A 13,441-nucleotide genomic window follows, 5' to 3' on the forward strand; every position below is an offset into this window, starting at 1 on the left:
ATCTGCTGATATTTTCGTTTTGGAAAGGAGAGGTACCCCTTGGCAGGAAATGTGAAAAAAGGCAGCATTACGATCTTTCTGGCTCTGATCTTGAGCCTGGTTCTTTCTCTTGTGTGTGCCAGCATTGAATCTGTACGCATGGCAGCTGCCAGGACACAGATACTTAACAGTATGGATATTGGCTTATATTCCTTATTTGGACAGTATGACCGAACGCTTTTGGAAGATTATGAGCTGTTTGCACTGTATGCAGGTGGAAAAGAAGAACTGGATATGGCTTCTGTATATGATGATTTTCAGACTTATATGAAACCTGTATTGAAACAGAACAGTCAGAAACTGGAGCTTCTCCAGGGCGGATTCAATGGTTATCAGCTTCTGAGCGACGGAAAAGGCGAGATTTTTTACCAGCAGGCTGTTCAGTATATGCGTGAAACTCTGGGAAGCCAGGGGGTACAGACTCTTCTCGGAAGACTGAAGGATCAGGAAAAGAAGACAGAGGATGCAGAGAAAAAAGGAGAACAGGCAGAAAATAAAGGAACGTTGGATTCCTATGATTCTGCTATTACGGACGCCGCGCAGAAGAGCGAAGAAGCAAAAAAAGAACAGGAACAACAAAAAAACCAGGGAGATTTTTCGGATGCAGGAAATGGGGATGATTTTACCGGCGGTGTTGATGAAAGCGTGGAAAATCCTATTCCGATCATCAGAAGAGTCCGTAAAATGGGACTTCTTGATCTGGTAGTACCATCCGAACGGGGAATATCGGATGCGTTTACAGACAGAAAAAGCCTTACATCCGGAAGAAAGCTCCAGACAGGACTAATGTTGGATACGGATATACGATCCGATAATTCGTATACGTCCGGAATATTGTTTGGACAGTATCTGCTAAAGAAACTGGGAAATTATCGAAGACCGGCAGCGGCGGGGTTGAATTATCAGGTGGAATATATTCTTGGAGGGAAGAACAGTGATCGGGAAAATCTGAAGTCCGTGGCAGGAAAACTTCTGGTGATCCGTCAGGGGGTTAACATGGCGTATCTGCTTTCAGATAGTGGAAAACGGATACAGGTCGAAACACTGGCGCTGGCGATTGCATCAGGTTTTCTGATCCCACCGGCGGCAGCAGTGATCGAAGCGGCACTGATCTTTTGCTGGGCATTTGCGGAGAGTATTCTGGATGTCCGGGAACTTTTTGCAGGAGGACATGTACCTCTTATAAAAAACTCCTCAGACTGGCAGCTGTCTTTGAGTAATCTGCCCAATATCCTGGACAAACTGGATTCTTCAAGAAAGGATGCAGGGAATGGAATGTCTTATGAGGATTATCTTCAGGTTCTGCTTATGGCGAAAGGAAAACAGGATAAAATTCTGAGAGGAATGGACATGATCGAGTGCTCTGTACGTGAAAAGGGAAAAAGACCGGGTTTTCAGATGGATCACTGCATCACTGCCATGGAAGCGTCTGCAGATGTAAAAGCAAACAGACGGAAAATATTTACAGTTACACGTCAGTATGCGTATGAATAGAAAGAGAGGTGTACAGGGATGCTTTTTCAGAAAGAAAAAGAAGATAAAAATCAGATAAACAGACTGGATCAAAAAAGAGAAAGGCGCTCTCGAAGAGCTTTTTTCCTGCTTTCCCCGATAAGCCGGAAAACGCTTTCTGGAAAAGTATCCCTGTGCACCTTTCTGAAAAAAGCAAGTCTCACTCTGGAGACTGCGATGGCTTTGCCGCTGTTTTTTTTCGGAGTGCTCACGCTGCTTTCTTTTATGGATATTTACAAGGTACAGACGGAGCATCTGACTGGCTTGTGCCAGAAAGCAAAGGAAGCAGGTATGTATGCGTATGGTGCCGGCGGTTCAGGTACAGAAACGATCACATTGCCGGACGTATATTCCTATCAGCCCATAGGCGGTCTGATCCCGCTTCCTAAAATATGGTTCCATAATACGGTAAAGGTCCATACGTGGAATGGTGTGGTATACGAAAATGGAAAGGATACAGTGGAGAGCCAGCCTATGGTGTATGTGACAGAATCAGGAAGTGTGTATCACAGAAAACTGGGGTGCAGTTATCTGAATCTGTCTGTTCAGCAGATATCAGGCTCTTCGGTTAAAGCTTTAAAAAATGCATATGGAGAAAAGTATCAGGCCTGTGAGCTGTGCAGTCGTGGGCAGGAACCGGCCGGAGTGGTATATATCACAAAAAAGAGTAACCGTTTTCATAACAGGGAAAGTTGCAGCGCATTGAAACGATCTGTACGGATGGTGAAAGAAACGGAGGTTTCCGGTGAAATGAGTGCCTGCGGACGATGTGGCTGAAGGGAGAGATCATGAGCAGTGTAAAAATTTGCATGACTGTACTTCTTGTAATTAATACCTGGACAGATATCCGAAAAAAAGAAATCTGTTTACCGGTGCTTTTTATTTTTCTGGCAGGCGGGATCCTGTGGCAGATCAGGCAGGGGCTTCTCTGGCCGGCAGGGATTATTTCCATGGGAATCGGAGTATTTATAATTTTGATCGCTTTGATCAGTGGAGGAATGGTCGGATTTGGAGACGGATTGCTGATACTGACAATGGGCTCTGTGCTGGGAGCCGGAGAACTGGCAGGGATCCTCTGTGGTGCATTATTGTTGTGCGGAATCTACTCAGGCATTGAGTATCTTATGCTAAAAAAGAGTCGAAGTGAGGAAATTCCTTTTGTACCGTTTCTGTTGATCGGATATTTGGGAGGGATATTTTTGTGAGAAAAATAAAAAAGGGGAGCTTTACAATAGAAGCTGCATTGCTCATGCCTCTGGTGCTTATGATACTGATCGGAGTGCTGTATCTGGATTTTTTTGTACATGACAGAGCATATCTCACTGCGGCAGCTTATGAGGCAGCAGTCAGTGGCAGTATGGAAGGATATAAAAAGAAAGGGAACATATATGAAAAGGCGGATATACAGGGTAGAATGCTGGGAGATATCGGGCTGCCGGGAGGAGAGAATCTGAGCATGCAGACAAATGCAGGAAAAACTGTGAAAGTAACTTACAGACTGGAAGTACCTGCCGGGTTCCTGGGGCAGAAATGGAAGCTGGAAGTCAGTGGTAAGGCAAAGCCTCTGCGGCCTGTGGGATGGATCCGCAAGGTAAAAGGAACTGTGGATATGCTGGGAGAGGTGACGCCATAAAATGAGAACGGAATATAAAAGAGATATGAATCATAATTATCTGATCCTGACAGGAGATGAGAGAATCGATACAGATTCTTACCAGGTAAGGATGATCGTGGCCAATGCTGTGCCTGATCTTCTTCAGTGTCGGATACAGGGAATCGACGGAAAATTCATGGTGTATTATGATATAACTTCCAGGCATTCCATGACTGCGCTTTTTGAGGAAAAAAAGATGGATCTGGAGTCGCTTCAGGTGATACTGGGAGGCTTTATACAGATCATGGAAGAAATGTCCGAGTATCTTTTGAATCCCTGTCAGCTGATCCTGGAACCGGAATATATCTATCTGGATGCGGAAAGAAAAAGTGTCCGATTTTGTTATCTTCCGGGATTTCATGGGGAAATACAGAAACAGTTTCAGAGTCTTGCGGAGTATATCCTTCCAAAGCTGGATCATGAAGACGGAAAAGCGGTTATGCTGGGATATAATGTATACAGACGTGCACTGGAGGACAGCTTTCATCTGGAATACATCAAGGAAGAGTTATATAAAATATGTAACAGCGACGAGGAAGATTTTTCTCCATATGAAAAAAAGAAAACAGTGGTCCAGGAAGAAAACAGGATGACAGAGGAGGAAAAAGCAGAGGATCTGTGGCAGGTGGAAGGCTGGGAAAGAGCCAGTGTGTCCGGAAATGAAAAACAGAAAAAATCTTCAGCGGACTCACAGAAGCGGAAAACAAACAAAATATGGAAGCCAGTGGCTGGATTTGGTGCAGCATTGGTGCTTCTTCTGGGAATTACGGCAGGAATGGCCGGCGGATATATTCCAAGAATAAGCAAAGAAATTTTTCTTCTGGGAATTCTTGCAGCAATGATACTGGGGATGCTGAGCTATATTCTGATCAAAAAAGTCTGTGGAAAAAAGAAAAAACTGGATACGCCGGTGCCTGAACAGAAATATGGTGCGGCGGAAAAAGAGGCAGCTGTATATGCTGAAGATCAGAAAGAATCTGGTGCGCTGTCCGGGTGCAATGCCGATGACAGCAGAAAAGAACTGGAACAGATCAAAAAAAATATTCCGACAAAAGCGGAAGATTTTTTAGATGGATTTGGTGAAACGGTAGTTCTTTCTGCAGGTGCATCCAAAGGTCCTGCTACATTGGTGAGCCGGGAACCGGGGGAATTGGCTACCATTTATCTGGAAAGAGATATCACAGTGATCGGAAAACTGGAAACTGCGGCGGATGCAGTGATCAATATACCAACTGTCAGCAGAATCCATGCCAAGATCCGAAAAAGGGAGGGGGCATATTATCTGGCAGATCTGAACTCCAGAAATGGGACTTCTGTAAATGGACAGCTTCTGAAAACAGGAGAAGATTACTTGCTGGAGGATGAGGATGAAGTTGATTTTGCACAGGCCCGTTATATTTTTTTGAAATAACAGAGCGAAAAATCCAGTTTTGTATCGTATTAACATGGGACAGTAGGTTGTCCGCCTGATGAAAATCTGTTAAAATAATGAAATAAATTCGAATTTTCAGATTATAACAGCGAGTTATGGGAAATATTTCCGGAACCGCTGTGGAAAGAGGCCGGAATTGGAAGAAATAAAAAAAGAACCTGTGACAGTTTTACTGATCCTCATAAATACGCTGATCTTTCTTGTGGTGGAATTTACCGGCGGCTCGGAGAACGGGCAGCATATGCTGGAATGCGGTGCTGCTTATGCACCGCTGATCCTGGAACAGGGACAGTGGTATCGGATGTTTAGCAGTATGTTTCTGCATTTTGGTGCGCCGCATCTGATCAATAATATGTTGGTTCTGTTTGTGCTTGGCCAGAGGCTGGAACCGGTAACAGGAAAGATAAAATTTTTTCTGATCTATATATTTGGTGGTCTGGGCGGAAATATGCTCTCTTTGTTTTTTGATATGTATGCAGGAAACGCTTCTTTATCTGCAGGAGCTTCCGGAGCTGTTTTTGCAGTCATGGGCGGTATGATCTATGTGATCATACGGCACAGAGGAAGAGTGGCGGATCTGACTGTCAGACAGATGCTGATCATGGCCGCATTTTCACTGTATTTCGGATTTGCAAGTGAAGGCGTGGATAACGTAGCGCATATAGGCGGTTTGTTGAGTGGTTTCCTGATCGCTGTAATTCTTTATCATCCCAGAAAAATATGGAAAACAGTTCCCTGACCGGGAGCGCTCTCAAGCGTGATGTCTCCACTGTGTGCCTGAGCGATCTGTTTTGAAACAGCAAGGCCAAGGCCGGTCCCGGATTCTTTGGTTGTAAAAAATGGCTGAAATATCGTAGCCTGCTGTTCCTTTGAGATTCCACATCCGTTATCCCGGATATCAATGCGGATGCCGGAATTTTCCGGAATGACAGAAAAAGAAATCTTTCCTCCGGGAATAGGAACGGCTTCCCATGCGTTTTTCAGAAGATTCAGAAGCATCTGCCGGACACGGATCCGGTCAAGAGCCATCGATGGCAATGAATCCGGAATATCTGTTTCAAGTGTGATCTCCAGATAATCCAGAGTAGGTTTTATGGAGGAAAGGATCGTTTGGAGGTAGCTGCAGGTGTCAATGTTTTCTCTTTTGACATGGCCTGCATTATTAAATGCAGAAAGTTCATCAAGAAGTTCTTTTACATAATCAAGATTATCCATAACATCATCCCAGTGCTCATATTCTTTGACATCAGGATGTGCAGATGCGATCATCTGGAGTCCGCTGTTAATAAGAGTCAGAGGATTCCGGAGTTCATGTGAAAATTTTGAAAGTGTATAATGAAAATCGTTTTTCAATTTACTGACTGTAGTATCGTTGCACATATTATCACCTCGAAAAAATATTAACATCAGAAATTTCAAATATCAACAAGAACAGTATTGAAAAATTCGAGAAAATACGACAAAATAAGAATATAGATAAAATAATTTTGCAAACAAGGAGGACAAAATAATGGGAGATTGCATATTTTGTAAAATCGCAAATGGAGAGATTCCATCAGCAACACTTTATGAGGATGAGGAATTTCGCGTGATTCTGGATCTGGGACCGGCAAGCAAAGGACACTCATTGATCCTGCCGAAAAAGCATGCAGCGAATATTTATGAGCTTCCGGATGAGACTGCCGGAAAAGCAATGATCCTGGCTAAAAAAATGGCAGGAAAGCTGAGAGATGCACTGAACTGTGATGGATTTAATGTTGTGCAGAACAATGGAGAGATCGCAGGACAGACTGTGTTTCATTTTCACATGCATCTGATTCCGAGATATGAGGGAGATGGTGTTGGTTTAACCTGGAAACCCGGAGAACTCAGCGATGAGGTGAGAGATGAAATCTTAAAGAAAATTAAAGAATGACAAATAGCCACTAAAGAGGAAAAATGAATAATCAGACATTTGAAGAGTTTTATCTTAAATACCGAAAAATATCCAGAGGGTATGCGTATGGGGTTCTCCATGACTGGAGTATTGCTGATGATGTCAGTCAGGATGTACTTTACAAAATGTATACTATAAAGGATGGCCTGAATATTGATAATGAAAAGATGATGTTTTCTCTGATCAAGAGGGCATCTATGAATAAGGCTTTGGATTATATAAAGAAATCAAGCTCCAAGCATGAGTTTGTCTGTCAGGAAGAAGTTGCGGCATTTCTGGAAGAACAGAATTCGGTCGATGCGGAAGAGGTATTTCTGCGTAAAGGGAAGAAAGAATTTATGTATATGGTGCTGAGAAGATTTCGAAAGAAACAGCCGATAAATTATGAGATCTTAATTCAGGTCAAATATCTGGAGATTTCCGTTGAAACAGTTGCAGAAGAATATGGTCTGACGAAAAGTGGTGTCAATAACAGGATATATAAAGCGAAGCGCTGGCTGCAGGAAGAATTTCGCAAAGTATACGAATAAAAGAAAACCCTGCCAGCCCGGAAGGGAGTGGCAGAGTTTTCATATGGCTGTTGTGGAAATATAGTCAGGCTCTGGCGCATTCTTCAATAAGATCAGTGATCTTACTGATGGAATCTACCTGGCCGTTTCCTGCCATAGCATCTGTATATTTCTGACGATCGGTATAGAGCTGGCGGATGGTTTCCAGAAGCTTTTCTTCTGTGATCTCCTCTTCTTCCAGCACTTTACTGAAGCCCTGGCGTTCAAAGGATCGTGCGTTAAGGATCTGGTCACCACGACTGGCTTTGGCAGAAAGCGGGATCAGAAGATTTGGCTTATGAAGCTCGCGGATCTCACAGATCGCGTTAGCGCCTGCGCGGGAGATCACGATATCAGCCATGGCAAACAGATCCGGAAGCTCGTCCTGGATATATTCATACTGGACGTATCCGGCAGTACCGTTGAGAGATTTATCGGTTTTTCCCTTTCCGCAGAGATGGACAACCTGGAATTCCTTCAGAAGTTCAGGGAGGATCTTGCGGACATTATCATTGACAGAAGCAGCTCCCAGACTACCACCGATAACCATAAGTACCGGTTTGTCAGCAGTGAAACCACAGAATTTACGACCGTTTTCCGCATTTCCGGAAAGAAGTTCCTGGCGGATCGGAGTTCCTGTAAGAACTGCTTTGTCAGCTGGAAGATTGGCGACTGTCTCAGGAAAATTACAGCAGATTCTGGATGCAGAAGAGAGACAGAGTTTATTGGCAAGACCTGGAGTCATGTCGGACTCGTGGATCAATGCGGGGATTTTTAAACGTTTGGCCGCGATCACAACGGGAACCGTAACGAAACCGCCTTTAGAAAAAACAACGTCCGGTTTCAGCTCTTTCAGAATCTTTCTGGCCTGGCTGAATCCCTTCAGTACACGAAACGGGTCAGAGAAGTTTTTGAGATCGAAGTAACGTCTCAGCTTTCCGGATGAGATTCCATAATATGGGATTCCAAGTTCTTCGATCAGTTTTTTTTCGATTCCTTCGTAGGAACCGATGTAGGAAATCTTATAACCAAGCTCCCTGAGCTTTGGAATCAGGGCAATATTTGGAGTTACATGTCCGGCAGTACCACCGCCGGTAAGTACGATGTGTTTCATTTGGATTCCTCCTGAATAGTCATATACTATCATTAAATATGAACTCTAACGGAGGAATTGTCAAGGAAAGATAGGATTACAGGAGAAAAATAATGGAAAATTTCAGGGATGCCGAACTGAAAAAATGGTTGGCAGAAGAATATGAAAAAGAAACCGAAGAGATGGAAAAAATCCTGTTTCCAGATGGAGTGATTCCTGATGATGGAGAAACAGAAGAGGAGGCAAAGGCTGCTTATCAGAGGCTTGTAGAAAAACTGAAAGCAGATGGTGTTTACAAAGAAGACGAAACTGACAGTATTAAAACTGATGATCATAAAGAGAATGTAAAAATCGTTTATCTGCCCGAAAAGAAAAGTCATAAAACAGCTCGCGTAGCGGCAGCAGTACTTGTATGCTCAGCCGGTATCTTCGCCGCAAGCATGACCAGCCAGGCGAACAGGAGTTATTTTATTGATTCTGTGAGGTATTGGGCTGGGGATGATACGAGTATTTCAATTGAAAATGATGAAGAAAATGAGAGAGCGCAGAAGGATGAGCAGATGGCGTTAGATGAAGTGAAAAATAAATTAAATTTAAATACAATTCCCCAATTTATGTACAGACCAGTTGGACTTAAATTTAAAAGCTATGAAATTAACACGGATATTGGCAATGCTTTGATAGAGTATGATTATAAAAATGTAATTATAACATTATATATTAATGATCATAGTGATAGCAGTAAAAATAGTGATTATAATTTAGATGGAGAAACATTAGAAACACTTAAGTGGAAAGATGAAAATATTGTAATTGAAATAAAAAAAATAAAAGATAATCAGGATAAAAAAGAAAATTATGTTGCTTATTGGAAGGATAATACCGCTTTTTATGAGATAAGTGGAAAGATGGAAAAAGAAGAATTTTTAAAAATGATAAAAAACATAAGATTTTGACGAGATAATTTATTTCTTAACTCGTATATATATTGTAATGGAAGTTTAAAGGTGGAAAGGCACTATATGAAAGAGAAAATGAAAAGAATTGTGCGAAATTTATTATTAGTATGCTGTTGCAGCATATTGTTTGCGTCACCTGTAATGGCAGAGAATTTATCAGATGATTTTTCAGTGGATACGGATACAGATGCGGATTATGCTGAAGATACTACATACAGTATGTTAAGAGGCAACAATTTAAATTTTGGAACAACTTCTGTGAAAAAAATGGCTAGCAATAAGGTGGCTGTTTCAGGAATAACACAGTGTCATCATGTTTGTGATAAAGTATATTTGGAGATATATTTGGAACGGAAAGTAAAAGGTACATATTCTACTTATAAAAGTTGGAGTTATACAGCAAACAATGTAGATCATTTAAATAAGGGACTGACAGTTATCGTTCCGAGCGGTTATTATTATCGCGTACGAGGATATCATGCAGCAAAAGATGGAAGCAAGGAATCAACTACAACATTAACCAGCGGTGTTTTAGTAAAATAACAAATCAACTCTCACATCCCCAGCGATGTCACACCCCAAAAAATAAAAAAATCCAGTAAACTTTACATTACCTTCGCTGGGGAATGCCTAAAAATTCTGAATAATATCAAAAAACCTAAAAAAATCCCCTTAAAAAAAGAAACATATTTCACAAAAAGACTGTCAAAAAACATATATTTCGTGTATAATAAATACAATAACAAACCGTTAATAAACAAAAAGTCGATTATTTCTTCTTGGAATTGTATATCACAGCGTTTCTGGACGATCGGATATCACAGAGAGATCCTTCAGGCTTTTTTTGATATGGAAATTTCAGAACGTGGGACGGAAAAGGGGGCTTGTGCATGAAGATAACATTTATCGGTGCTACGCATGAGGTGACTGGAAGCTGTTATTATCTGGAATCGGCAGGACGGAAGTTTCTGGTGGATTATGGAATGGAGCAGGGACCGGATTATTATGAGAATAAGGAGCTTCCGGTGGCTCCGGGTGATCTGGATTTTGTGCTTCTGACACATGCACACATGGATCATTCCGGAAATCTTCCGGCCTTGTATGCAAAAGGCTATCAGGGGCCGATCTATGCGACAGAGGCAACTTGTAATCTCTGCGATATCATGCTTCGTGACAGCGCACATATCCAGATGTTCGAGGCTGAGTGGAGAAACCGAAAGGGGCGGAGAGAAGGAAAACCGGAATTTATTCCTGCGTACACTATGGAAGATGCCATGGGTGTGCTCCGGAACTTCGTCAGATGTCCATATGATAAGATCATCAAACCGGCAGAGGGAATCGAAGTAAGATTTGTGGATGCAGGACATCTTCTTGGCTCCAGCAGTATTGAAGTCTGGATGACGGAAGAGGACAAAACAGAAAAGATCGTTTTTTCCGGCGATATCGGAAATATCAATCAGCCGCTGATCAGAGATCCGGTATATATCCGAGAGGCAGATTATGTTGTGATGGAATCTACCTACGGAGACCGCAGTCATGGAGAACGTCCGGATTATCCGGCAATACTGGCAGAGATCATCCAGAGGACCTTTGACAGAGGCGGCAGTTTGGTGATCCCGTCCTTTGCAGTAGGCCGTACTCAGGAAATGCTGTATTTTATCCGACAGATCAAAGAACAGGGACTGGTTCACGGCCATGATGGTTTTACGGTATATGTAGACAGTCCCCTTGCCAATGAGGCAACTACGATTTTCAGTGAGAATGCATATACCTGCTATGATGAGGAAGCAATGGATCTTTTGAATAAAGGTATCAATCCGTTATCCTTCCAGGGATTGAAGACCTCCGTTACTACCGATGATTCCAGAGCTATCAATTTTGATGAGGACTGCAAGGTGATCATTTCCGCCAGCGGTATGTGTGATGCTGGTCGTATCAAACATCATCTGAAACACAATCTGTGGAATCCCAGAAATACCATTCTTTTTGTTGGATACCAGGCTATCGGAACTCCGGGACGGGCATTATTGGAAGGTGCTGTGGAGATGAAGTTGTTTGGTGAGACTGTGCAGGTAGCTGCTGAAATATGCAAAATGTCGGGAATCAGCGGTCATGCTGATGTAAACGGACTTATAGAATGGGCGAAAGCCTTTGAGACGAGACCAAAACACGTATTTGTTACGCATGGTGATGATACGGTGACGGAGATTTTTGCCCAGAGGCTTAAAGAAGAGCTTGGGTATGATGCAACAGCACCCTTTAGTGGAACTGAATATGATCTTCTGGAGAACCGGTGTATCCATGAGGCTGTCGGTGTTCGGATCGTAAAGGCAACTGCTTCGCCGAAAACAACCAAGGCTGCTCGTGCATATGAGAAGCTGCTGGCTATGGGACGTCGCCTGATGTCCGTGATCCGGAAGAATGAAGGCTGCCCCAATAAAGATCTGGATCGTTTTGCAAGAGATATCCAGTCACTGTGTGACAAGTGGGACAGAACAGATATTTAACCGGATAACAAAGATAACATTGAAACAATTATTTTGTCAAATCATCATAAAATCACCCTGCGGAAATTTTTCGCAGGGTGATGATAAATCCGATATACAAAATAAGATTATGTGAGATCAGCCTTCGTTCAATGCCTGGCGGATGGCTTTTGCAAGCTGATCCGGACATGAAGTTGGTTTGAATCCGCAGCGGATGCCTTCCAGACGGGAGATCACTTCATCTGCATCCATTCCCTCTGCAAGTTGTGCAACACCCTGTGTGTTTCCGGAACATCCGCCTGTAAACTTGATATTGTGAACTTTTTTATTATCGTCGATCTCGAACTCAATTCCCTGAGCACAGACGCCTTTTGTCTTATAAACCATTCTGGTTACCTCCTGTTCTGTTTATTTATCGATTATAGCATCTCTCAAAAAAAGTTTCCATAAAAAATAAAATTTGTTATAATGAACAATGTAGAAAAAGAAAAAGATACTGCTGAACGGAAAAAACTGTGAAATTCAGCGGGATATCATATTGAAAGAGAGGATTTACAGATCATGAAATGTGTTGGAATCATAGGAGCAATGGAACAGGAAGTAGCAAGACTGAAAGAGGTTATGGAGAATGTATCCATTACTACCAGAGCCGGAATGGATTTTTATGAGGGTGTTCTGGAAGGAAAGAAGGTAGTTGTGGTACAGTCCGGGATCGGTAAGGTAAATGCCGGCATGTGCACCCAGATCCTGGCAGATCTCTTTCAGGTGGAAGCGGTGATCAATACCGGTATCGCAGGAAGCCTTAACAATGATATCAATATTGGAGATATCGTACTTTCCACAGATGTTCTTCATCATGATATGGATGCAACCGGATTCGGATATCCGAAGGGACAGATCCCGCAGATGAAAGAGTTTTCCTTCCAGGCAGATGAGTGCCTTCGTAAGATCGCACATGATGTATGCGAGGAAGTAAATCCGGAGATCAGGGTTTTTGAAGGAAGAATTGCTTCCGGAGATCAGTTTGTATGTGATCAGGGTGTAAAAGATAATATTGTAAAGGAATTCAGCGCCTATGCTGTTGAGATGGAGGGCGCAGCGATCGGACAGGCAGCAGCTCTTAACGGGATTCCATTCCTGATCATCCGTGCTATCTCAGATAAAGCAGATAATAGTGCAAACATGGATTATCCGGCTTTTGAAAAGCTTGCAATTGAGCACAGCGTACGTCTGACCCAGGGAATGCTGAAACGGATGGCCTGATCGGAACTTTGGAGGGAACCGTCATTTTTCTTCTGCATATACTGTAAGAGATAGCAGAGAGAGGACAGCAGAAGAGTTATGATCTATCCAGATTTTTATCCGTTTTATGCTACACAGGGAAGTCCTGGTTTTTATAATGAAGAGAGAGAACAGGAAAAGGAATTTGATCTGATGAGATCATACTATCCGGATACAGCCCGAAGGATCCAGGAAAAAGCGGAAGCACAGTGTCAGCTTTTGGATTATGAGGGAAGCCGGCTGTATGATGAATATCCGGATCGTTTCATGCTCTATCACATCTGTCACCAGGTGAAAGGACAGATGGAAGGAGATACCAGTGTACAGGAGATTCCAGGAGGGTTCCTGGATGATCTGATCGAAGTGCTGGTGTATCAGGAGATTTCCAGACGAAGATGCAGGAGGAGAAGGTGCAGAAAATGTTTCCGCACTGAGTATTAAAATGGCGGTTTACCCATGAACGATACAGTGATACTGGCAGAAGCGACCAAAACTGGTTCG

At 42.7% G+C, this 13,441-nt stretch carries 16 protein-coding genes; 13 read left to right on the plus strand and 3 right to left on the minus strand.

The features are described from left to right. Positions 1 to 39: 39 nt before the first annotated feature. The 6 genes from NQ489_RS03290 to NQ489_RS03315 all read left to right on the plus strand — a co-directional run bounded on the left by NQ489_RS03290 (position 40) and on the right by NQ489_RS03315 (position 5,376). Positions 40 to 1,533 carry a DUF5702 domain-containing protein gene (locus NQ489_RS03290; RefSeq protein ID WP_227945583.1) on the plus strand — a complete coding sequence of 498 codons (1,494 nt, stop codon included), beginning with the start codon at positions 40 to 42 and terminating at the stop codon, positions 1,531 to 1,533. 18 nt (positions 1,534 to 1,551) lie between these two features. Continuing rightward, positions 1,552 to 2,328, plus strand: coding sequence for a hypothetical protein (locus tag NQ489_RS03295; protein WP_021652836.1), 777 nt, complete (start codon positions 1,552 to 1,554; stop codon positions 2,326 to 2,328). A gap of 11 nt (positions 2,329 to 2,339) precedes the next feature. Then, positions 2,340 to 2,756: a prepilin peptidase gene (locus NQ489_RS03300; protein ID WP_156906941.1), complete on the plus strand. Its 417-nt coding sequence runs from the start codon at positions 2,340 to 2,342 to the stop codon at positions 2,754 to 2,756. Then, complete coding sequence (locus tag NQ489_RS03305) at positions 2,753 to 3,184, plus strand: TadE family protein (protein WP_021652838.1); 432 nt, start codon at positions 2,753 to 2,755, stop codon at positions 3,182 to 3,184. Before NQ489_RS03300 ends, NQ489_RS03305 begins: the two co-directional genes overlap by 4 nt. 1 nt (position 3,185) lies before the next feature. Further along, the gene (locus tag NQ489_RS03310; RefSeq protein WP_021652839.1) at positions 3,186 to 4,616 is read left to right on the plus strand and encodes a DUF6382 domain-containing protein; all 1,431 of its coding nucleotides are present in this window, start codon (positions 3,186 to 3,188) and stop codon (positions 4,614 to 4,616) included. Between the two features lie 157 nt (positions 4,617 to 4,773). Further along, entirely contained in the window at positions 4,774 to 5,376 is a 603-nt protein-coding gene (locus tag NQ489_RS03315; RefSeq protein WP_021652840.1) for a rhomboid family intramembrane serine protease, read from the plus strand. Here NQ489_RS03315 and NQ489_RS03320 read toward each other — a convergent pair. Further along, on the minus strand, positions 5,343 to 6,017 hold the full coding sequence (locus NQ489_RS03320) for a two-component system sensor histidine kinase NtrB (RefSeq protein WP_044962286.1): 675 nt from the start codon (positions 6,015 to 6,017) through the stop codon (positions 5,343 to 5,345). The two genes, NQ489_RS03315 and NQ489_RS03320, sit on opposite strands and share 34 nt — an antisense overlap. A gap of 130 nt (positions 6,018 to 6,147) precedes the next feature. On the opposite strand from NQ489_RS03320, the gene NQ489_RS03325 reads away from it, so the two are divergent. Both NQ489_RS03325 and NQ489_RS03330 read left to right on the plus strand, forming a co-directional pair. Beyond that, the gene (locus NQ489_RS03325; RefSeq protein WP_015525628.1) at positions 6,148 to 6,552 is read left to right on the plus strand and encodes an HIT family protein; all 405 of its coding nucleotides are present in this window, start codon (positions 6,148 to 6,150) and stop codon (positions 6,550 to 6,552) included. 23 nt (positions 6,553 to 6,575) lie between these two features. After that, a complete protein-coding gene (locus NQ489_RS03330) occupies positions 6,576 to 7,103 on the plus strand; it encodes an RNA polymerase sigma factor (protein ID WP_021652842.1) in 528 nt (175 codons plus the stop codon). A 64-nt stretch (positions 7,104 to 7,167) separates the two neighbouring features. Here the strand turns inward: NQ489_RS03330 and NQ489_RS03335 are convergent, their stop codons facing one another. Next, positions 7,168 to 8,235, minus strand: a complete 1,068-nt coding sequence (locus NQ489_RS03335; protein WP_044962288.1) for an undecaprenyldiphospho-muramoylpentapeptide beta-N-acetylglucosaminyltransferase — start codon at positions 8,233 to 8,235, stop codon at positions 7,168 to 7,170. A 92-nt stretch (positions 8,236 to 8,327) separates the two neighbouring features. Here NQ489_RS03335 and NQ489_RS03340 point away from each other — a divergent pair, with 92 nt between their 5' ends. The 3 genes from NQ489_RS03340 to NQ489_RS03350 all read left to right on the plus strand — a co-directional run bounded on the left by NQ489_RS03340 (position 8,328) and on the right by NQ489_RS03350 (position 11,680). Then, positions 8,328 to 9,170 carry a DUF4367 domain-containing protein gene (locus tag NQ489_RS03340; RefSeq protein ID WP_021652844.1) on the plus strand — a complete coding sequence of 281 codons (843 nt, stop codon included), beginning with the start codon at positions 8,328 to 8,330 and terminating at the stop codon, positions 9,168 to 9,170. 66 nt (positions 9,171 to 9,236) lie between these two features. After that, positions 9,237 to 9,716 carry a DUF6147 family protein gene (locus NQ489_RS03345; RefSeq protein ID WP_049947028.1) on the plus strand — a complete coding sequence of 160 codons (480 nt, stop codon included), beginning with the start codon at positions 9,237 to 9,239 and terminating at the stop codon, positions 9,714 to 9,716. 347 nt (positions 9,717 to 10,063) lie between these two features. After that, the gene (locus NQ489_RS03350) at positions 10,064 to 11,680 is read left to right on the plus strand and encodes an MBL fold metallo-hydrolase RNA specificity domain-containing protein (RefSeq protein ID WP_021652847.1); all 1,617 of its coding nucleotides are present in this window, start codon (positions 10,064 to 10,066) and stop codon (positions 11,678 to 11,680) included. A gap of 117 nt (positions 11,681 to 11,797) precedes the next feature. Here the strand turns inward: NQ489_RS03350 and NQ489_RS03355 are convergent, their stop codons facing one another. Beyond that, entirely contained in the window at positions 11,798 to 12,046 is a 249-nt protein-coding gene (locus tag NQ489_RS03355; RefSeq protein WP_015525634.1) for a TIGR03905 family TSCPD domain-containing protein, read from the minus strand. 174 nt (positions 12,047 to 12,220) lie between these two features. Between NQ489_RS03355 and NQ489_RS03360 the strand changes: the two genes are divergently transcribed. Both NQ489_RS03360 and NQ489_RS03365 read left to right on the plus strand, forming a co-directional pair. Further along, positions 12,221 to 12,922, plus strand: a complete 702-nt coding sequence (locus NQ489_RS03360) for a 5'-methylthioadenosine/adenosylhomocysteine nucleosidase (RefSeq protein ID WP_015525635.1) — start codon at positions 12,221 to 12,223, stop codon at positions 12,920 to 12,922. 78 nt (positions 12,923 to 13,000) lie between these two features. After that, positions 13,001 to 13,381: a hypothetical protein gene (locus tag NQ489_RS03365; protein ID WP_021652849.1), complete on the plus strand. Its 381-nt coding sequence runs from the start codon at positions 13,001 to 13,003 to the stop codon at positions 13,379 to 13,381. Positions 13,382 to 13,441: the final 60 nt, after the last annotated feature.

Source organism: Blautia sp. KLE_1732_HM_1032, assembly GCF_025147905.1.
Taxonomy (GTDB): domain Bacteria; phylum Bacillota; class Clostridia; order Lachnospirales; family Lachnospiraceae; genus Blautia_A; species Blautia_A fusiformis.

What these genes read in the sequence shown, in the direction of transcription:
- NQ489_RS03340 (WP_021652844.1), top strand. Translation starts at nt 8,328, where the DNA reads ATGGAAAATTTCAGGGATGCCGAACTGAAAAAATGGTTGGCAGAAGAA.
- NQ489_RS03295 (WP_021652836.1), top strand. Translation starts at nt 1,552, where the DNA reads ATGCTTTTTCAGAAAGAAAAAGAAGATAAAAATCAGATAAACAGACTG.
- NQ489_RS03320 (WP_044962286.1), bottom strand. Translation starts at nt 6,017, where the DNA reads ATGTGCAACGATACTACAGTCAGTAAATTGAAAAACGATTTTCATTAT.
- NQ489_RS03335 (WP_044962288.1), bottom strand. Translation starts at nt 8,235, where the DNA reads ATGAAACACATCGTACTTACCGGCGGTGGTACTGCCGGACATGTAACT.
- NQ489_RS03330 (WP_021652842.1), top strand. Translation starts at nt 6,576, where the DNA reads ATGAATAATCAGACATTTGAAGAGTTTTATCTTAAATACCGAAAAATA.
- NQ489_RS03325 (WP_015525628.1), top strand. Translation starts at nt 6,148, where the DNA reads ATGGGAGATTGCATATTTTGTAAAATCGCAAATGGAGAGATTCCATCA.
- NQ489_RS03355 (WP_015525634.1), bottom strand. Translation starts at nt 12,046, where the DNA reads ATGGTTTATAAGACAAAAGGCGTCTGTGCTCAGGGAATTGAGTTCGAG.
- NQ489_RS03350 (WP_021652847.1), top strand. Translation starts at nt 10,064, where the DNA reads ATGAAGATAACATTTATCGGTGCTACGCATGAGGTGACTGGAAGCTGT.
- NQ489_RS03300 (WP_156906941.1), top strand. Translation starts at nt 2,340, where the DNA reads ATGAGCAGTGTAAAAATTTGCATGACTGTACTTCTTGTAATTAATACC.
- NQ489_RS03310 (WP_021652839.1), top strand. Translation starts at nt 3,186, where the DNA reads ATGAGAACGGAATATAAAAGAGATATGAATCATAATTATCTGATCCTG.
- NQ489_RS03365 (WP_021652849.1), top strand. Translation starts at nt 13,001, where the DNA reads ATGATCTATCCAGATTTTTATCCGTTTTATGCTACACAGGGAAGTCCT.
- NQ489_RS03345 (WP_049947028.1), top strand. Translation starts at nt 9,237, where the DNA reads ATGAAAGAGAAAATGAAAAGAATTGTGCGAAATTTATTATTAGTATGC.
- NQ489_RS03360 (WP_015525635.1), top strand. Translation starts at nt 12,221, where the DNA reads ATGAAATGTGTTGGAATCATAGGAGCAATGGAACAGGAAGTAGCAAGA.